16 protein-coding genes and 1 pseudogene are annotated in these 18,628 nt (G+C 76.1%); 11 read left to right on the forward strand and 6 right to left on the reverse strand.

Going from position 1 to position 18,628, the window contains the following annotated elements; genetic code table 11:
* Window positions 1-149 precede the first annotated feature (149 nt).
* The gene (locus tag MN205_RS01990; RefSeq protein ID WP_242123819.1) at window positions 150-1,079 is read left to right on the forward strand and encodes a universal stress protein; all 930 of its coding nucleotides are present in this window, start codon (window positions 150-152) and stop codon (window positions 1,077-1,079) included.
* 131 nt (window positions 1,080-1,210) lie between these two features.
* Entirely contained in the window at window positions 1,211-2,155 is a 945-nt protein-coding gene (locus tag MN205_RS01995; protein WP_242123820.1) for a universal stress protein, read from the forward strand.
* Window positions 2,156-2,200: 45 nt separating this feature from the next.
* Here MN205_RS01995 and MN205_RS02000 read toward each other — a convergent pair whose 3' ends face one another.
* Window positions 2,201-2,716, reverse strand: coding sequence for a MarR family winged helix-turn-helix transcriptional regulator (locus MN205_RS02000; RefSeq protein WP_242123821.1), 516 nt, complete (start codon window positions 2,714-2,716; stop codon window positions 2,201-2,203).
* 70 nt (window positions 2,717-2,786) lie between these two features.
* Between MN205_RS02000 and MN205_RS02005 the strand changes: the two genes are divergently transcribed.
* Window positions 2,787-4,883 carry an MMPL family transporter gene (locus tag MN205_RS02005; protein ID WP_242123822.1) on the forward strand — a complete coding sequence of 699 codons (2,097 nt, stop codon included), beginning with the start codon at window positions 2,787-2,789 and terminating at the stop codon, window positions 4,881-4,883.
* A gap of 103 nt (window positions 4,884-4,986) precedes the next feature.
* Here MN205_RS02005 and MN205_RS02010 read toward each other — a convergent pair whose 3' ends face one another.
* Together MN205_RS02010 and MN205_RS02015 are read right to left on the reverse strand one after the other, a co-directional pair.
* A complete protein-coding gene (locus MN205_RS02010) occupies window positions 4,987-5,670 on the reverse strand; it encodes a Mut7-C ubiquitin/RNAse domain-containing protein (protein WP_242123824.1) in 684 nt (227 codons plus the stop codon).
* A gap of 10 nt (window positions 5,671-5,680) precedes the next feature.
* The gene (locus MN205_RS02015; protein ID WP_242123826.1) at window positions 5,681-6,088 is read right to left on the reverse strand and encodes a hotdog domain-containing protein; all 408 of its coding nucleotides are present in this window, start codon (window positions 6,086-6,088) and stop codon (window positions 5,681-5,683) included.
* Window positions 6,089-6,411: 323 nt separating this feature from the next.
* On the opposite strand from MN205_RS02015, the gene MN205_RS02020 reads away from it, so the two are divergent.
* The gene (locus tag MN205_RS02020; protein ID WP_374115809.1) at window positions 6,412-7,911 is read left to right on the forward strand and encodes a SulP family inorganic anion transporter; all 1,500 of its coding nucleotides are present in this window, start codon (window positions 6,412-6,414) and stop codon (window positions 7,909-7,911) included.
* Window positions 7,912-7,939: 28 nt separating this feature from the next.
* On the opposite strand, the gene MN205_RS02025 is transcribed toward MN205_RS02020, so the two are convergent.
* Window positions 7,940-8,203 (reverse strand): hypothetical protein, encoded by a 264-nt coding sequence (locus MN205_RS02025; protein WP_242123829.1) that lies wholly within the window; start codon window positions 8,201-8,203, stop codon window positions 7,940-7,942.
* A 65-nt stretch (window positions 8,204-8,268) separates the two neighbouring features.
* Between MN205_RS02025 and MN205_RS02030 the strand changes: the two genes are divergently transcribed.
* Complete coding sequence (locus tag MN205_RS02030; protein ID WP_242123831.1) at window positions 8,269-9,276, forward strand: LLM class flavin-dependent oxidoreductase; 1,008 nt, start codon at window positions 8,269-8,271, stop codon at window positions 9,274-9,276.
* Between the two features lie 147 nt (window positions 9,277-9,423).
* Entirely contained in the window at window positions 9,424-11,313 is a 1,890-nt protein-coding gene (locus MN205_RS02035) for a long-chain fatty acid--CoA ligase (RefSeq protein ID WP_242123834.1), read from the forward strand.
* Between the two features lie 63 nt (window positions 11,314-11,376).
* On the opposite strand, the gene MN205_RS02040 is transcribed toward MN205_RS02035, so the two are convergent.
* The gene (locus MN205_RS02040; protein ID WP_242123836.1) at window positions 11,377-11,988 is read right to left on the reverse strand and encodes a TetR/AcrR family transcriptional regulator; all 612 of its coding nucleotides are present in this window, start codon (window positions 11,986-11,988) and stop codon (window positions 11,377-11,379) included.
* Window positions 11,989-12,212: 224 nt separating this feature from the next.
* Between MN205_RS02040 and MN205_RS02045 the strand changes: the two genes are divergently transcribed.
* The 3 genes from MN205_RS02045 (at window position 12,213) to MN205_RS02055 (ending at window position 17,204) form a co-directional block, all read left to right on the forward strand.
* Entirely contained in the window at window positions 12,213-15,332 is a 3,120-nt protein-coding gene (locus MN205_RS02045; protein ID WP_242123838.1) for an MMPL family transporter, read from the forward strand.
* A 76-nt stretch (window positions 15,333-15,408) separates the two neighbouring features.
* Window positions 15,409-16,269: an aldo/keto reductase gene (locus MN205_RS02050; protein WP_242123840.1), complete on the forward strand. Its 861-nt coding sequence runs from the start codon at window positions 15,409-15,411 to the stop codon at window positions 16,267-16,269.
* Window positions 16,270-16,271: 2 nt separating this feature from the next.
* Window positions 16,272-17,204, forward strand: a complete 933-nt coding sequence (locus MN205_RS02055; protein WP_242123841.1) for an aldo/keto reductase family oxidoreductase — start codon at window positions 16,272-16,274, stop codon at window positions 17,202-17,204.
* Window positions 17,205-17,253: 49 nt separating this feature from the next.
* Here MN205_RS02055 and MN205_RS02060 read toward each other — a convergent pair whose 3' ends face one another.
* Window positions 17,254-17,643 carry a helix-turn-helix transcriptional regulator gene (locus MN205_RS02060; protein ID WP_242123844.1) on the reverse strand — a complete coding sequence of 130 codons (390 nt, stop codon included), beginning with the start codon at window positions 17,641-17,643 and terminating at the stop codon, window positions 17,254-17,256.
* A gap of 185 nt (window positions 17,644-17,828) precedes the next feature.
* On the opposite strand from MN205_RS02060, the gene MN205_RS02065 reads away from it, so the two are divergent.
* Both MN205_RS02065 and MN205_RS02070 read left to right on the forward strand, forming a co-directional pair.
* A complete protein-coding gene (locus MN205_RS02065) occupies window positions 17,829-18,179 on the forward strand; it encodes an NADH-quinone oxidoreductase subunit A (RefSeq protein WP_242123846.1) in 351 nt (116 codons plus the stop codon).
* A pseudogene (locus MN205_RS02070) lies at window positions 18,170-18,628 on the forward strand (hypothetical protein); the annotation flags it as partial. The gene MN205_RS02065 and the pseudogene MN205_RS02070, both read left to right, overlap by 10 nt.

Here is an 18,628-nt window from a genome sequence, read left to right on the forward strand (position 1 = left end):
GCGCCGGGGCCGGCCCCTTCCCCACGTGCCGCGACCCGCTCCGACTACCGCTCCGCGCCGCCGCGGCGCACCATGGAGGTGCCGGGGCCTCGCCGTCGCGGCCGGCAGGGCCGCGCGAGGGCGTCGGCGGCCGCCGCCGAGGGGGAGACGTGAGCAGTCCAGACGCCAACAGCACGATCGTCGTGGGGGTCGCCGAGGAGGGTGCCTCCGGGGCGGCGGTGCGCTGGGCGGTCGACGAGGCCGCCGTCCGGGGCGCGCAGGTGCACCTGGTGCACGCCGTCCCGCACGAGGTGCCGTACGCGGTGCCGCAGGTCCTGGGGGTGCACGCCCCCGCAGCACCGCTGCCGGCCGATCCGCCCGGTCACCCGCGGGAACCGGACGTCGCGCTGCGCCGGGCCGCCGAGCAGGTGCGCGCCGCGTCCCCCGGCCAGCCGGTGCGTTCCAGCGCGGTGCGCGGCACGGCGCGCGAGGTCCTGCTGCGGGTGGCCGCGGACGCGGCCGCCGTCGTGACCGGTCCGGGACGCACCGCCGTCTTCCTCGCCGAGCACGCCCCGTGCCCGGTCGTCGTGGTCGGCGAGGACGCGCCTGCCGGGGCCCGCGGTGTCGTCGTCGGCTTCGACGTCTCCCCGGCGGCCACCGCGGCCCTCGAGGTCGCCGCCGCCGAGGCGGCCCTGCGCGGCGAGCCGCTGCGCGTGGTCCACACCACCCACCTGCCGGGCGGACACCTGGCCGTGACGGATCCCGAGGCGCACCGGGCGGCCCGGCGTCGGGCCCGTGCGCGCGTGCGCGCCGCCGTCGAGCGGGCCGCCGAGGTGGTCCGGCGCCGGCACGACGTCGAGGTGGAGGTCGTCGTGGTGACGGACTCCTTCGCCTCGGACGTGCTGGTGGAGAGGTCGCGCCGCGCCCGGCTGCTCGTCGTCGGTGCCCACGAGCGCACCACGTTCGCGGTGACGCTGCGCGGCTCGACCGAGCGGTCGGTGCTGCACCGCGCGCACGTGCCCGTCGTCGTCGTGCCGGTGCCGCCGCGGGTGGTCGACGTGCGCCGCGCGCCGGCGGCGGAGCTGGCCGGCACGGCCTGAGCCGAGCGCCGCCCGCCCCGGCCCCCGGGGACGGGGGCCCCGACCTCGGTCCCTGTCCCCGGGGCCGCACCGGGAGGAGGCTGGTGGCAGCCGGGGGTCCGGTGGTTCCCGATCGGGACGGAGGCGCAGCGGTGAGCAGCTCGGGCGGCAGGGTCGTGGTGGGGGTCGAGGAGGTCGGGACCGCTGCGGCGGCCCTGCGGTGGGCGGCCGCGGAGGCGCGGCGGCGGGGTGCGGCGCTGCACCTCGTGCGGGCGGTGCCGTACCCGGTGGCCGCGGACGCGGCGACGGCGTGGGTGGTCGCGGGGATCCTGGAGGACCTCGAGGCGGCGGCCCGCGCGGTCCTGGAGGACGCGGCCGCGCTCGTGCGCGCGGAGGCGCCGGACGTCGACGTCGCGGCGGCCGTCGAGCGCGGTGGGCCCCGCCCGGTGCTGCTGCGCGCGGCCGAGGGCGCGGCGGTGGTGGTGAGCGGATCGCGCCGGCAGCACGCCCGCCGGTGGTCCGTACCCGGTCTGCGGCTGGGCTCGACGAGCCTGTTCCTGGCCGCGCACGCCCCCTGCCCGACGGCCGTGGTCGCCGAGGAGGCGCCCGCCGGCGCCCGGGGCGTCGTCGTCGGCTTCGACGGCTCGGTCGAGGCCGCCGCCGCGCTGGAGGTGGCCGCCGCCGAGGCGGAGGCGCTGGGGGAGGAGCTGCGCGTCGTGCACGCCGTGCACCTGCAGCTGGACCCGTCCCTCGCCCTCGAGCCGGGCCTGTGCGAGCAGCTGCGCCGGGACGCCGTGCAGCGGGCCCGCGAGGTCGTGCGCGCGGCGGTCGGGGAGGTCGGTGCCCGTCACCCGGTGCCGGTGGAGCAGGTCGTCGTGGCTGACGCCTTCGCCTCGGACGCCCTGCTCGACGCCGCCCGCGGAGCGCGCCTGCTCGTCGTCGGCTCGCGCGGGCACGGGGCGTTCCTGCGCGCGCTGCTGGGTTCGACGAGCCACGCGGTGCTGCAGCGGGCGCAGGTGCCCGTGCTCGTGGTGCCGGACCCCGAGCGCGCCCGCGCGCACCGGCGCGAGGACGGCCTGGCGTCGGCCGCGGGCTGACGCGCCCGGCCCCCGCTCCCGCCCGGTGCGCGGCCGGGGGACCGGTCAGCCCGCACCGGGGCGGTGCGCCTCCAGCGCCGCGGTCATGTCGCCGAGGAACCGGCGGACCACGTCCAGCTCGGCGTCGTCGTAGCGGGCCATCAGCTCGTCGCTGCGCCGGCCGAGGGGCCCGAAGAACTCCACGGCGACGGCGGCGCCGTGCTCGCCGAAGCGCAGGTGCACCTTGCGGCGGTCGGCGGTGTCGCGCTCGCGGCGCAGGTGCCCGGCGCGCTCCAGGCGGTCCACGACGCCGGTGGCCGCGCCGGAGGTGAGGCCGAGGGCGGTGGCGAGCTCGCCGGTGGTCATGGGGTCGCCCTCGCCCTCGCGGCGCATGACGTGCAGCAGGGCGCGCATGTCGGTGGGGTGCAGCCCGCGGCTGCCGGCGAAGTCGTCCGCGACGCGCTGCCCCTGGACGCCCAGGTCGCGCACCAGGTCGAGCACCTCGGCCTGCAGGCGCTCGCGCGGGGTCTCGCGCCGCCGGTACATGCGGGCGGCGGCGGGTTCGGGCGTGGTGCTGCTCATCGGTTTGCCAGCCTACCTCACGGCTGCTAGACATCTCAGTCACTGAACCTTTCTGCCGATGAGGTGTTTTGTGCCCGAGCAGTCCCTCGTCGCCCGAACCGTCGGGCGCGTCGTCACCGGCCGCGTCACCGCCTGGCTCGTCCTGCTGGCCGCCTTGCTGGCGGCCGGTGCCGTGGCCGTCGGCAAGGGCGAGGCGCCGCCCTCCCAGGCCGGCGGCACGCGCCTGCCCGACTCCGCCGAGTCCGCCCGGGTGGCGCAGCTGCTGGAGGAGTTCCCGGGGGAGGAGAGCGCCCCCGCGCTGGTGGTGTGGACCCGCGAGGACGGCGGGGCGCTCACCGGCGCCGACACCGGCGCCGCGGCCGCCGCGGTGCAGCGGCTGAACCCCCTCGCCGTCGGCGGGCAGGCCTCCGGGCCGATCCCCTCCGAGGACGGTCGGGCCCTGCTCGCCGTCGTGCCGCTGCCGGCCGGCACCAGCGACGAGGAGACCGCGCAGGCCGTGGGCGACGTGCGTGCCGCCTCCCGCGCGGACCTTCCCGAGGGCCTGCGCGCCCAGGTCACCGGTGGTCCGGCCTTCGGCGTGGACATCGCCGACTCCTTCTCCGGCGCCAACACCCGCCTGCTGCTCGTCACCGCCGGCGTCGTCGCCCTGCTGCTGCTGGTGACCTACCGCAGCCCCGTGCTGTGGCTGGTGCCGCTGGCCGTGGTGGGCATCGGCGACCAGACGGCCGCCGGCCTGCTGACGGTCGTGGACCGCGTCGGGGGCACCCCGGCCGACCCCTCCAGCACCGGCATCACCAGCGTCCTGGTCTTCGGCGCCGGCACCAACTACGCGCTGCTGCTCATCGCCCGCTACCGCGAGGAGCTGCGCCGCACCCCCGACCGGCGCCTGGCCATGCGCCGCGCCCTGGCCGGTGCCGGCCCGGCGATCCTGGCCAGCGCCTGCACCGTCGTCCTCGCGGTGCTCACGCTGCTCGCGGCGGTCCTGCCCTCCAACCGCTCCCTGGGCATCGACGTGGCCGTCGGCATCGTCGTGGCCGGGGTGTTCGGCCTGCTCGTGCTGCCCGCCGCGCTCGTGGTCTGCGGGCGCGGGCTGTTCTGGCCGTTCGTGCCGCGGGTGGGCTCGCAGGACACCTCCCGCACCGGCGGCTGGGCCCGGATCGCCGACCGCGTCGTGCGCCGCCCGTGGCCCGTCGTGGGGCTGTCGGTGCTGCTGCTGGCCGCGCTGGCCGCCGGCCTGGTCGGGGTGCAGCAGGGCCTGTCGCGCACCGAGCAGTTCCGCACCTCGGCCGAGGCCGTGGAGGGCGCCGAGACGCTCCAGGTGCACTACCCGGCGCAGGGCACCGAGCCGGCGCAGGTCGTCGCCGCCGCGGGCGCGGCCGGGCGGGTGCTCGCCGCCGCCTCCGCGGTCCCCGGCGCGGCCTCCGCGCAGGTCGTCGCCACCGCCGGCGACCTCGTGCGCATCGACGCCGCCATCGAGGCGGAACCCGGCTCAGCCGCCTCCCGCGCGACCGTCGAGCGGCTGCGCGAGGCGGTGGGCGCGGTGCCCGGTGCCGACGCCCTCGTCGGCGGCACCGAGGCCGAGGCCGCCGACGAGCGCGCCGCCGCCCAGCGCGACCTGCTCGTGGTCGGCCCCCTCGTCGTCGCCGTGGTCCTGGCGGTGCTGGTCGTCCTGCTGCGCGCGCTCCTGGGGCCCGTCCTGCTCGTGGTGACGGTGCTGGCCACCTACGCGGCGGCGCTCGGCGCCGGGAACCTGCTGTTCGAGAACGTCTTCGGCTTCCCCGCCCTGGACACCGGGGTGCCGCTGTTCTCGCTGCTGTTCCTGGTGGCCCTGGGGGTGGACTACAACATCTTCCTCGTCACCCGGGCGCGGGAGGAGGCGCTGACCGCCGGCACCCGCGACGGCATCCGCACGGCGGTCGCCGTCACCGGTGGCGTCATCACCAGCGCGGGCGTCCTGCTGGCCGCGGTGTTCACCGTCCTGGGGGTGCTGCCGCTCATCACGCTGACCCAGATCGGCGTCGTCGTCTGCATCGGCGTGCTGCTGGACACCCTGCTCGTGCGCACGCTGCTCGTCCCGGCGATCGTCTCGCTGCTCGGGGAGCGCTTCTGGTGGCCGGGCCGCGTGGCGCGGGCCGACGGCCCCCGGCACCGGGTGCCCGCGCCGTGAACGGGTGCGCGGGCGGACGGCTGCTCCTGGCCCCGCACCGCGTCGGTCAGCTCCCGGCCGCCCGCCGCAGCAGGTCGTCGATGCGCTCGGCGTGCGCGCCGCGCTAGTACACCCGTCCGCACGCCGCGCACCGGGAGAACTCGTCGTACGTGCGCCGGGTGCCGGCGGGCAGCTCCGCCGCCACCTCCTCCTTCGCCACCGCGCGCAGCGGCGACCCGCACGCGGTGCAGCGCGTCAGCGGAGCCAGGGCCGGGCGGAACCGGTCGAGGACGTCGGCGAGCTGCGCGTCCGCCCCGGCGCCGCGCACCAGCGCACCGCGCGGCAGGGCCCGGCGCAGCAGCAGGCCGCGGTCGGCGGTCAGCAGCACCCGGTCCTGCTCGCGCGCCCGCACCACCAGGTCGGGGTCGTCGGCGTGCGCGGACCACGCGGCGTCCAGGCCCAGCAGGCGCATCCGGCGGGCCAGGCTGCCCAGGTGCACGTCCAGCAGGAAACCCCCGGCCGGCACCGGTTGCGGCCGCGCGACGACCCCGGCGTGCAGCTCCGCGCCCGGGGGCAGCCGGTCGGCGGGGGAGGCGGGGGAGCCGTCCACCGCGAGCGCACCGACCTCGGTGAGCGGGACCCCCGCGGCCTGCACGACGTGCCCGGCCGTGGCGTGCTCCTCGTGCCGCACGAGCAGCCGGCCGGCGCGACGGGCGCGCGCGGGCAGCAGCGGCAGCAGGTCCGCGTGCACCGTCAGCGCGACGACCGGGCCACCCGGGTCCTCCGGCCGGTGAGCGGGCCCAGGCACCCGCCGCTCGTCAGCCGTCGACCTGCATGGAGTCGGGGATGCGGTCGCGGTCGTAGGTGATGGTCGTGTACCCGTGCGGCGCCGGGCGCCCGTCCGGGCCGAGGTTCACGAACACGATCTCCTCGATCGACAGGATGCTCTGCCGGGTGATCATGTTGCGGACCTCCGCGCGCATCGTCAGGGACGTGCGCCCGAACCGCACCGCGCGCAGGCCCATCTCGATGAGGTCGCCCTGGCGGGCGGAGGAGGCGAAGTTGATCTCCGAGATGTACTTGGTGACGACGCGGCCGTTGCCGAGCTGGAGGATCGCGTAGATGGCGGCCTCCTCGTCGATCCAGCGCAGCAGGCTGCCGCCGAAGAGGGTGCCGTTGGCGTTGAGGTCCTCCGGTCGCACCCACTTGCGCGTCCTGAAGTTCACGCTCCGCGGGTGGGCCGGGTCGGGGTCCAGGATGTGCTCTTGACCTGACACGCCCTCAGCGTAGGACGGAGGGGTGCCCCGGCCCCCGCCGGGCGGGCGCCGGCACCGGGGGAGGCGCCTGGACTCTGACGTGGCGTGAAGGTACGGTTCCGGGAGGATCGTCGTGCCGTCGACGCGCCCCTCGGTGCTCCGGTGCGGCCCCACGGACGAACCGGCGCAGCGGTGCGCCCCGGTGGAGATCGACCTCAGACCCGCCCACCAGGGGTGCGCTGCGGCGGGCCCCGTGAGCACGAACGGAAGCACCCTTGACCAACCCCGAGCAGATGACCGCGCCCGCCCCCGCGCGGCGCGCCCCGAGGCCGGGCAGGCCGGCGTGGCTCGCCTCCCCGAAGGTGCTGCGCACCGAGGTCCTGGCCGGTCTCGTCGTCGCCCTCGCGCTGATCCCCGAGGCGATCTCCTTCTCCATCATCGCCGGGGTCGACCCGCGCGTGGGGCTGTTCGCCTCCTTCACCATGGCCGTCTCCATCGCCTTCCTGGGCGGGCGCCCGGCGATGATCTCCGCGGCCACCGGCGCGGTGGCCCTGGTCATCGCACCCCTGGTGCGCGAGCACGGCCTGGACCACCTCATCGCCGCCGTCATCCTCGCCGGCGTCTTCCAGGTGGTCCTCGGGCTGCTGGGGGTGGCGCGGCTGATGCGGTTCATCCCGCGCAGCGTCATGGTCGGCTTCGTCAACGCCCTGGCCATCCTCATCTTCACCGCGCAGCTGCCGTACCTGCGCGACGTGCCGTGGGTCGTCTACCCGATGGTGGCGATCGGCATCGCCATCATGGTGCTCCTGCCCAGGGCCACCACCGTGGTCCCCGCGCCGCTGGTCGCCATCGTGCTGCTGACCCTGGCGGTGGTGGTGAGCGGTCTGCTCGTGCCGGACGTGGGCGACCAGGGGGCACTGCCCGAGACGCTGCCCACCCTGTTGTTCCCGGACGTGCCGCTGACGTACGAGACGCTGCGGATCATCGCCCCCTACGCCCTGGGGGTGGCGCTGGTGGGGCTGATGGAATCGCTCATGACGGCCAAGCTCGTCGACGACATCACCGACACCCGCTCGCACAAGACCCGCGAGGCGTGGGGCCAGGGCGCGGCCAACGTCATCACCGGCTTCTTCGGCGGCATGGGCGGTTGCGCCATGATCGGCCAGACGATGATCAACGTGCGCTCCGGCGCCCGCACGAGGCTCTCGACGTTCCTGGCCGGGTTCTTCCTGCTGATCCTCGTCGTCGGCCTGGGCGACGTCGTCGCGATCATCCCGATGGCCGCCCTGGTCGCCGTGATGATCATGGTGTCGGTCGGCACGTTCGACTGGCACTCGGTGCGGCTGAACACGCTGCGGCGCATGCCCAAGAGCGAGACCACCGTCATGGTCGTGACCGTCGCCGTGGTGGTCGCCACGCACAACCTGGCCATCGGCGTGGTCGTGGGCGTGCTGGTCGCCGCGCTGCTGTTCGCCCGGCGGGTCGCGCACCTGGTGCAGGTGGAGGGGACCCTGGAGCAGGGCGGGGCCGTGCGCCGCTACCGGGTCGAGGGTGCGCTGTTCTTCGCCTCCTCCAACGACCTCGTCTACCAGTTCGACTACGCCGAGGACCCGGACGAGGTGGTCATCGACCTGTCGGCCGCGCACGTGTGGGACGCCTCCACCGTCGCCGCGCTGGACGCGATCACCACGAAGTACGCCGCCAAGGGCAAGCACGCCACGATCGTGGGGCTGAACGAGGCCAGCGCCGAGCGCTACGAGCGCCTGGCCGGGCACCTCGGCGGCGGCCACTGACCGGCGGGCGGGTCCGGGCGGGGGCGGGTCAGGCCGGGTCCTGACCGCCCTTCCGCTCGCCCTTCCGCTCGACGAGGTAGGTGTGCCCGTCGACGGTCACGCGCTCCCACTGCGCGTACCCGCTGCGCGCCTCCTCGTCGGTGCGCGGCCCGCGCGGCGGGCCCTCGTGCGTCGAGACCTGCGCCGGGCCGCTGAACGAGAAGAAGGCGTCCAGCACCAGGTCGACCCAGCGGTTCTTCGAGCGCGGCCGCTGCAGGTCCCTGGGCAGGCCGTCGGTGTCGTCGAAGGGCATCGCGGTCCCCACCTCGGTCGTCCGTCGGGCAACTCCTCGCGCGCCGGCCACCGTACCCTCGGGCCGTGAACCCCACCGCCGACCACCCGGACCAGCTGACGGCGAGCACCACCGGACGGGGCCGCGTCGGCGTGCTCCTCCCGCGCGACCTCGCCGCCGCGCAGGTGCTGCCCTTCGCGCGCCGCGCCGACGAGCTCGGGTTCGACGAGCTGTGGGTCGTGGAGGACCTCGGCTTCCGCGGCGGGATCGCGCAGGCCACCGCGGTCCTCGCCGCCACCTCCCGCCTGCGCGTCGGCATCGGCGTCCTGCCGGCCGGTGCCCGCAACGTCGCGTTCACCGCGATGGAGGTCGCCACCCTCGCCCAGCTGTTCCCCGGGCGCCTCGACGTCGGCCTCGGGCACGGGATGCCCGCGTGGATGCGCTCGGTGGGGCAGTGGCCCGCCAGCCCGCTCGCACTGCTGGAGGCGCAGTTCGGTGCCCTCGCGAGCCTGCTGCGCGGCGAGGTCGCCGACACCGCCGCCCCCGCCGGCCCGGTGCGGCTGGACGCGGTGCGCCTGGACCCCTCGGCCGCCCCCGAGCACGTCCCGCCGCTGCTGGCGGGGGTGCGCGGGCCGCGCTCGCTGGCCCTGGCCGGCCGCGTCGCCGACGGCACCGTCCTGGCCGAACCGGTCACCCCCGAGTACGTGCGCGCCGCGCTCGGGCAGGTCGCCGCCACCGGGCCGCACCGCGTCGTCGCCTACAACGCCGCCGCCGTCCACCCCGACGAGGCGCTCGCCCTCGACGCGGCCCGCCCCGGGCTGGAGTGGATCGGCGAGCCCGACTGGGCCCCGCACCTGGCGCCGCTGCCGTTCGCCGCGGACCTGGCGGCGCTGCGCCGCGACTGCGGCAGCCGGGAGGAGTTCGCCCGCCGCCTGCCCGACGAGTGGGTCCACCGGCTCGCCGTCACCGGCACCCCGCAGCAGGCGCGCACGCGCCTGGGGGAGCTCTTCGCCGCCGGCGTCACCAGCGCCGTGCTCATCCCCACCGGGGGCGACCCGCTGCGCTCGCTGGAGCACCTCGCCGCGGTGCTCTGAGCCCTCCCGGGGCGGGGTGGGCGCACCCGCCCCGCCCCGCGACCCCCGTCCGAGGGGTGTCGCCTTGACCGCCGCACCGCGCGGGCGCATCATCCGGGGACCAGCACGGCACCCCCGGGAACGGTGGTGCGGACCGAGGAGCAGCCGATGACGTCTGCCGAGGTGTCGACGACGACGCCGAGCGACCCCGCCACGCCGACCACCGGTGCCCCGGCGCCGGGGGACCGCACCGCGCAGCCCCTCGTCGTCTCCAGCCGCCCCCCCGAGGTCCCGCCGGCCACCTCCGGCAACCTCAGCGACCTCGTCGTCGACTGGGAGCGCGCGGACCCGGGCGCGGTCTGCTTCAGCCGCAAGGACGCCACCGGCTCCTGGGCCGACGTGAGCGTCGCGGAGTTCGCCGCGACGGCGCGCGCCGTCGCCAAGGGCCTCGTCGCGGCCGGCGTGCGCCCCGGCGACCGGGTGGGGCTGATGTCCCGCACCCGCTACGAGTGGACCGTCGTCGACGCCGCCTGCTGGTTCGCCGGCGCCGTCGTCGTGCCCGTGTACGACACGTCCTCGCCCGAGCAGGTGGCGTGGATCCTGTCCGACTCCGCCGCGGTGGCCTGCGTGGTGGAGAGCACCGAGCACGCGCAGCTCCTGGCGGGCGTGCGCGGGGAGGTCCCCTCCCTGGTGCACGCGTGGACCCTGGACACCGGTGGCCTGGAGGAGCTGACCGCCGCCGGGCGCGCGGTCGGCGACGACGCCCTGGAGGCCGCCCGCACCACCGCCGGCCCGGCGGACACCGCCACGATCGTCTACACCTCCGGCTCCACCGGCCGCCCCAAGGGCTGCGTGCTCACCCACGCCAACTTCGTCGACCTGTCCCGCAACGCGCACGCCGTCATGCCGGACATGCTCGACGAACCCGGCGCCCGCACCCTGCTGTTCATCCCGCTGGCGCACGTGCTGGCCCGGTTCGTGGAGACGCTGTGCCTGTCGGCCCGGGTGCCGATGGGTTTCGCTCCCGACACCCGCGAACTGCTCGCCGACCTGCAGGGCTTCCGCCCCACGTTCGTCCTCGCCGTCCCGCGCGTGTTCCAGAAGGTGCACGCCGCCGCCCAGCACAAGGCCGCCACCGGCGGCAAGCTGCGCGTGGCGCTGTTCGCGCGCGCCGAGGCGACGGCCGTGGCGTACTCGCGCTCCCTGGACACCGGCGGGCCCGGGCCGGCGCTGCGGGCGCGGCACGCGCTGTTCGACCGCCTCGTGTACTCCAAGCTGCGCACCACCCTGGGCGGACGCCTCACCCGCGCCGTCTCCGGCGGCGCGTCGCTGGGGGAGCACCTGGGGCACTTCTTCCGCGGCGCCGGGATCACCGTGTTCGAGGGCTGGGGCCTGACCGAGACGGCGGCCCCGGCGTGCGTCACCCGCCCGGGCGAGGTGCGCATCGGCACCGTCGGCGCGCCGCTGCCCGGCACCGACGTGGCGATCGCCGAGGACGGCGAGATCCTCTGCCGCGGCATCGGCGTCTTCCGCGAGTACCTCGACCGCCCCGAGGAGACCGCGGAGGCGTTCCGCGACGGCTGGTTCCGCACCGGCGACCTCGGCAGCCTGGACGCGGCGGGGAACCTGACGATCACCGGTCGCGCCAAGGAGATCATCGTCACCTCCGCCGGCAAGAACATCGCCCCGGCGGTGCTGGAGGACCGCCTGCGCGCCCATCCGCTGATCTCGCAGGCCGTCGTCGTCGGCGACGGGCGGGCCTACGTGGGCTGCCTGCTCACCCTGGACCCGCAGGCGCTGGACGCCTGGGGGCAGCTGCACGGGCGCGCGGGCCTGACGGTGGCGGCGGCCCGGCAGGACCCGGCCGTGCTCGCGGAGCTGCAGGGGGCGGTGGACCACGCGAACGCCGCCGTCAGCCGCGCCGAGTCGATCCGCCGGTTCCGCGTCCTGGGCGAGGACTTCACCGTGGAGAACGACTGCCTCACGCCGAGCCTGAAGATGCGCCGCGCCGAGGTGCTGCGCGTCTTCGCCGCGGACGCCGAGGCGCTGTACGCCTGAGCGGTCACCCCGGCGGCCACCCCGGCGGCCACCCCGGCGGCCACCCCGGCGGCCAGCTGGGGCTCAGCAGCGCGGCGCCCGGCGCGGCAGCAGCAGGCGGTGCCCCAGCGCCAGCAGGGTGCGGCGCAGCTCCTCGTCGTCCACGTCCGCGCACGCGGGGTCGTGCAGGGGACCGACCAGGCCCGTCAGGAACAGGCTGACGGTGACGCGCTCGGCGGCCCCGGGGTCCGGGCCGGCGAGCAGCGCCACCAGCTCGTCGCCCACGCGCCGCAGCAGCGGGTGCTCGCCCAGCAGGTGGGCGACGGTGGGGTCGCTGACCAGGACGACGTACAGCCCGCGACCGCGCACGACCACGTCGACCAGACCGGTCAGGACCGCCTCCACCTGCGCGCGCCGCCCCCGCCGCACCGCCGCGGCCTCCAGCACCCGCAGCAGCTCCTCGAGGAAGGGGCGGACCACCCCGAGCACCAGCTCGTCCTTGGTCTTGTAGCGGTAGTAGAGCGCGGCCTTCGTGACGCCCAGCTCGTCGGCGATCATCTGCAGGGACGTTCCGCTGGTGCCGTGCTGCGCGAACAGCCGCAGCGCGGCCTCGTGCAGCCGGGCGGGATCGGTGACCGACCGGCGCTCGCCGGCGCCCGCCGCGGAACCCGCTGCCGTCATGGTCCTCCCGCTCATCGGGCCGCCCCGCGAGGCGGTCGCCTACCCGTCCACCGTACCCGTCGCACCGTCCCGGAACTTGCCGATCGGCCAACCGGCTCCTAGCCGTACGACCAACGGGTGACTTGTCGGCCCCGGAGTCCGGGGTTACCTTCAGGACGCCGGTCCGTTAGCCGATCGGCTATCCAGCAGGCCGCCACCGGCGTCGGCGTGCGCCCAGCCCACCGCGCCGAGGAGTCCCCATGGCCACCCTGCTGCACCGCCTCGGGCGGTTCAGCGCCCGCCGACGCCGGCTGGTGCTGTCCGTCTGGGCCCTGCTGCTCGCCGTGATCGCCGCCCTGGCGGTGGGGCTGGAGCGGACCGCCGCCGAGGACACGGGGTTCTCCATCCCCGGCACCCAGGCCAGCGAGGGTCTGGACGTGATCTCCGAGGAGTTCTCCGGCGCCGGCGCGGACGCCGCCACCGCCACCGTCGTCCTCCAGGCACCGGACGGGCAGACCCTCACCGGCGAGAACGCCCCCGCCCTGCAGGAGCTGCTGGAGCGGTTGCGCGGCATCGACGGCGTCGTCTCGGTGACCGACCCGCTGGCCCCCGAGAGCCCGCGCGTCTCGGCCGACCAGACCATCGCCGCCGCGACCGTCACCTTCGACGGCGCCGTCGGCGAGGTCGGCGAGGCGACGACGGAGGCGTTCGAGGACGCCACCGACGACGACCTGGACGCCGCCGGCGGCCAGGTGCGGGTGGAGGTCACCTCCCAGCTCTTCACCGGCGAGCCGGTCGGCCACACCAGTGAGGCGATCGGCGTGGCCGTCGCCCTCGTCGTCCTCGTCCTCACCTACGGCTCGCTCGTGGCGGCCGGGGCGAACCTGCTGACCGCCGCCGTCGGCGTCGGCGTCGGCGTTCTCGGCATCACCGCCCTCAGCAAGGTCGTCTCCCTGTCGTCCACCACCCCGGCGCTGGCCTCGATGCTCGGCCTGGCCGTCGGCATCGACTACGCCCTGTTCGTCTTCGCCCGCACCCGCAGCGAGCTGCGCCGCGGCGCCACGGTCGAGCAGGCCGTGGCCAAGGCCACCGGCACCGCCGGCACCGCCGTCGTCTTCGCCGGCACCACCGTGGTCATCGCCCTCGTCGGGCTCGCGGTGGTCGACATCCCGTTCCTCACCGAGATGGGCGTCGCCGCCGCCGCCACCGTCGCCGTCGCCGTGCTCATCGCGCTCACCGCCGTGCCCGCCCTGCTGGCCGTCATGGGCCGCAAGGTGCTGCCGAAGAAGGAGCGGGGCCTGGACCCGGCCGCCCTCGCCGCCCACGCCGCCGCCCACGCCCACGACGACGAGACCGCGGCCGAGGAGGCGCTCGCCGGCCCCGGCCCGCTGGGCCGCTGGGCCCGCGGCGTCACCCGCCACCCCGTCATCGCCCTGCTGGCCGCGGTCGTCGCCGTGGGCACCGTCGCGATCCCGGTGGCGAGCATGCGCACCGCGCTGCCGTCGGCGGAGAACCAGGACCCGGCCAGCTCCGCGCGGCAGGCCTACGACCTGCTCGTGCAGGGCTTCGGCGAGGGCTCGCAGGCGACCCTGCTCGTCGTCGTCGACGGCGAGGACGGCGCGAGCGCCGAGACCGTGGCCGCCGCGGCCGGCACCGTCGCCCAGGAGGTCCAGGGCCTGGACGACGTGGTCGCCGTCCTGCCGCCGGCGCCCTCCGCCGACGGCACCGCCCAGCTCATCACCGTCGTCCCCGGCAGCGGCCCGACCGACGAGGCCACCAGCGACCTGGTGCGCGCCATCCGCGACGCCACCGGCGACGTCGACGGCGCCCGCGTCCTGGTGACCGGCCAGACCGCCCTGGACATCGACGTCACCGACGCCCTGAACGACGCCCTGCCGGTGTACATCGCCGTCATCGTCGTGCTGGCCCTGGTGCTGCTGGTGATGCTGTTCCGCTCGATCGCGGTGCCGCTGATGGCCACCGCCGGGTTCCTGCTCTCCCTGGGCGCGTCCCTCGGCTCCGTCGTGGCGATCTACCAGTGGGGGTGGCTGGCCGACGTCTTCCAGGTCGCCCAGCCGGCGCCGCTGCTGAGCTTCATGCCCGTGCTCGTCGTCGGGATCCTGTTCGGCCTGGCGATGGACTACCAGATGTTCCTCGTCTCGGCGATCCACGAGGCCCACGCGCACGGGCAGAGCCCGAAGCGCGCGGTGCTGGCCGGGTTCCGCCAGTCCGCCCCCGTCGTCGTGGCCGCGGCCCTCATCATGAGCGGCGTCTTCGTCGGCTTCGCCACCAGCGGGGACGCGATCATCGGTTCCATCGGCACCGCCCTGACCGTGGGCGTGCTCGCCGACGCCCTCGTCGTCCGCATGGTGATCATGCCGGCGGCCCTGACCCTGCTCGGTGAGAGGGCGTGGTGGATGCCGCGCTGGATGGAGCGGGTCGTGCCGGACGTCGACGCCGAGGGCCGCGGCCTGGAGGCCGCGCTGGCGGAGGAGGGGGCCCGCGGCGCCGAGCCGCCCGCGCAGGAGCCCGTGCAGGAGCCCGCGGAGGCACCCGCCGCGGTCGTGCCCCGTCCGCGCCCCGAGCGGGCAGCGCCGGTGGACGGCACGGGCCTGGCGGTCCGCGGCACCCTCACCGGGGCCGGGGGGCGGGCGCTGCCCGGCGCGGCCGTGACGCTCACCGACCAGGTCGGCCGGGAGGTCGCCCGCGCCACTACCGGTGAGGACGGCCGCTACCACCTGCCCGTGGACGTCGGCGGCACCTACCTGCTCATCGCCGCGGCCCCCGCCGCCAAGCCCGCCGCCGCCCTGGTGGCCGTGGCCGACGCACCCGTCGAGCGCGACGTGCAGCTGGCCGGGACCGCCTCCCTCACCGGGTGGGTGCGGGCCGCATCCCGCGGGGACCTGGCGCAACCCGTGAGCGGGGCCGTGCTGACCCTCGTCGACGTGCGCGGCGAGGTCGTGGCCACCACGCGCAGCGAGGAGGGCGGTTTCTACCGGCTGCTGGACCTGCCCGGCGGCGACTACGTCCTCAGCGTGCTCGCCGACGAGCAGCGGCCCGTGGCGCAGAACGTCCAGCTGCCCGGCGGTGCCGCGCTGACCCACGAGGTCCTGCTCACCGCCGGCGCGCGGTTGACCGGCACCGTGCTCACCGGTGACGGCCTGCCCGTGCCGGAGATCGCCCTGACGCTCACGGACGCGGCCGGCGGGGTCGTGGGGGGCACGACCACCGACGCGGACGGCGGGTTCTGCTTCGAGGACCTCGCCACCGGCCGCTACACCCTCACCGCCACCGGGTACGCCCCGATCGCCACCGGTGTGGAGGTCGTCGAGGGGCGGGCGTCCGTCGTCGACGTGCAGCTGGGGACGCCGGTGCCCTGACCGCCCGCCGCAGGTCCGCTGTCTCCGGTGGGACTCCCCGGTGGACTTCTCCCGGTGCGCTCCCTAGCGTCGCGGCATGGAGCAACGAAAGCTCGGCAACCGCGCCGTCTCGGCCGTCGGCCTCGGGGCGATGCCCCTGTCCATCGAGGGTCGCCCCGACGAGGAACGGGCGATCGCCACCGTCCACGCGGCCCTCGACGCCGGCACCACCCTCATCGACACCGCCGACGCCTACCACCGCGACGCCGGCGAGGTCGGCCACAACGAGGAGCTCGTCGCCCGCGCCCTGGCCGGCTGGGGCGGCGACACCTCGCAGGTCCTGGTCGCCACCAAGGGCGGCAGCCTGCGCCCCGGCGACGGCACCTGGTACCAGGACGGCCGCCCCGAGCACCTGGCGCAGGCCGCCAGGGCGTCCGCGAAGCGCCTCGGCGTCGAGGCGATCGGCCTCTACCAGTTCCACCGCCCCGACCCGCGGGTCCCCTACGCGGAGTCGGTCGGTGCGCTGCGCGACCTGCTCGACGAGGGCGTCATCGAGATGGCCGGCATCTCCAACGCGAGCGTCGCGCAGATCGACGAGGCGAACGACGTCCTCGGCGGTCGCCTGGCCTCGGTGCAGAACCAGTTCTCGCCCGCGTTCCGCTCCAGCATGGGGGAGCTGGAGCACTGCGCCCGCCTGGGGATCGCGTTCCTGCCGTGGAGCCCGCTGGGCGGCATCAAGGACGCCGGTGAGCTCGGCAGCAGGCACGCGGCGTTCCAGCGTGTCGCCGACGCCCGCGGCGTCAGCGTCCAGCAGGTCGCCCTCGCCTGGGAACTCGCCCTCGCACCGGTCGTCGTGCCCATCCCGGGTTCCTCGCGCCCGCGGACCGCCACCGACTCCGCCCGCGCCGCCGAGCTGACGCTCAGCGCGGACGAGGTCGCCGAGCTGTCGGAGGCGTGAGCGTGAGGACCGTCCCCCTGGGAACCAGCGGCCTCGACGTGCCGAACGTCGTCCTCGGCCTCATGCGCATCGCCGACATGAGCGACGAGGACATCAGGACCCTGTGGTCCACGGCCCGCGACGCCGGCATCACGTTCATCGACCACGCCGACGTCTACGGCCGCGAGCTGCACCGCTGCGAGCGCCGCTGGGCCGAGGCCGTGCCGCTGAGCCCGTCCGAGCGCGACGCCGTCACGATCCAGACCAAGTGCGGCATCGTGCCCGACGGGCCGTACTTCGACTTCTCGTACGAGCACGTCGTGGAGTCGGTGAACGCCTCGCTGGAGGCGCTGCGCACCGACCGCGTCGACGTGCTGCTGCTGCACCGCCCCGACGCCCTCGTCGAACCCGACGAGGTGGCGCGCGCGTTCGACGAGCTGCACGAGGCCGGCAAGGTCCGCGCGTTCGGCGTCTCGAACCACACGCCCGGGCAGATCGAGCTGCTCAGGCGATCGGTGCGCCAGCCGCTCGTGGCGAACCAGCTGCAGCTGTCGATCACCCACGCACCCCTGGTGGCGCAGGGCGTCGCGGCGAACATGCAGGCGCTGGACCAGTCGGTCTCCCGCGACGCCGGGCTGCTCGACTACTGCCGCCTGAACGACATCACCGTGCAGGCGTGGTCGCCGTTCCAGTCGGGGTTCTTCACCGGGGTGTTCCTCGACAACCCCGAGTTCCCGGAGCTCAACGAGGTGCTGAACCGGCTGGCCGCGCAGTACGGCGTGCCGCCGCTGGCGATCGCCACCGCGTGGATCACCCGCCACCCCGCGGGCATGCAGGTGGTGCTGGGCACGACGAACCCCGAGCGGGTCGCCGCCGCCGCGCAGGGCTCGGACCTGCCGCTGACGCGCGCCGAGTGGTACGAGCTGTTCCGCGCCGCGGGGTACACCGTCCCGTGAGCGGCCGTCCCCCGTCCCGCCCGCGGGGCGGGGGACGCCCCCGGCCGGCTCAGTCGTCGCCGACGCCGGCGAGGTCCACCACCTTGCGCAGGCAGTGCTCCAGCAGGGGTTCGGGGAAGCCGTCGGCCAGCCGGTAGTACACGACCCGGCCCTCCTTGCGGCGGCTCACCAGGCCGGCCGTGCGCAGGACCCGCAGCGCGTAGCCGACGACGTCCTCGCTGACCCCCAGCGCGAGGGCGAGGTCACCCACGCACAGCTCCTCGACCAGGTCGAGCGCGTACAGCACCCGGGCGCGCGTGGGGTCGGTGACGAGGCTCAGGGCCGCGGTCAGCTGCGCCGTCTCGTCCGCCGAGGGCAGGCGTTCCCGCGCGCGCGCCACCCGTTCCGGGTCCACGGGGTGGGCGTGGGGCCGTCCGGGTCCGTCGTTGGCGGGGTCCACGCGCCCACGTTATCCGCAGCGCTCCGGGGGTACGCACCCGTGGTCCGGGCGCTCGGCGTGCGGGGAACTCCCTCCCGCACCTACCCTCGGACTCCGGACACCCGGACGGGTTTCCGGGAGTCCGTGGCCGCCGAGGAGGGGACGGCCCGCGCGGAGCGCGAGGACCGCGAACCTGAGGAGGACCCATGGGTGCGTACGCGGGCCCGCTGTCGATGCTGCTCGTCGCCCTCGCAGGGATCGGCGGCCTGCACCTCCTCGCACGGGTGACCGCGGTGGTCCCCGACCCCGTCCAGGACCTGCCGTTCCTGTCCGGCCACGACCCGACCGAGCACGCCCTCTCGCGCTTCCACGTGCGCTGGTACCCCGTGACGCTGGTGTTCCTGGCCTTCGACGTGGAGATGCTCTTCATGTACCCGTGGGCCGTCGTCGTCGCGGACGTGGGCGCCGGCGCCGTCGTGGAGATGTTCGTGTTCCTCGGCGTCCTGCTGGCCGGCGTGCTGTGGGCCTGGCGCGAGGGGGCGCTGCGGTGGGTCTGACGAGCTTCCTCTCCCGGCAGGCGGTGCGCCGCTGCCACGTCCTCCTCGTGGAGGTCCCCGGCCACCGCCGGGCGCGCGTGGCGCTCGAGCGGGCGATCGCCGCGCGCTCCTGGGTCCTGGCCGCTTCCCCCGCCGAGGCCGACGTGCTCGCGGTGTGCGGCCACCCCGGCCCCGGGGTGCAGGACGCCGTCGCCCGGCTGTGGGACCAGTTGCCCGGGCCGCGCACCCGCGTCGACGTGGTGGCGCCGGAAAGGGCGGACGCGGCCCTGGACGCCGCGGCCGCCGCGCTGCTCGACGACGACGTCCACCGCGAGGACGCCCGCACACGCTCCGACGCGGGTGCGCAGGACCACGAGGGCGTGGACCACGAGGGCATGGACCACGAGGGCGTGGACCACGAGGGCGTGGACCACGAGGGCGTGGACCACGAGGGCGTGGACCACGAGGGC

Origin of the sequence: Kineococcus sp. TRM81007, assembly GCF_022669155.1 — a bacterium.
GTDB lineage: Bacteria > Actinomycetota > Actinomycetes > Actinomycetales > Kineococcaceae > Kineococcus.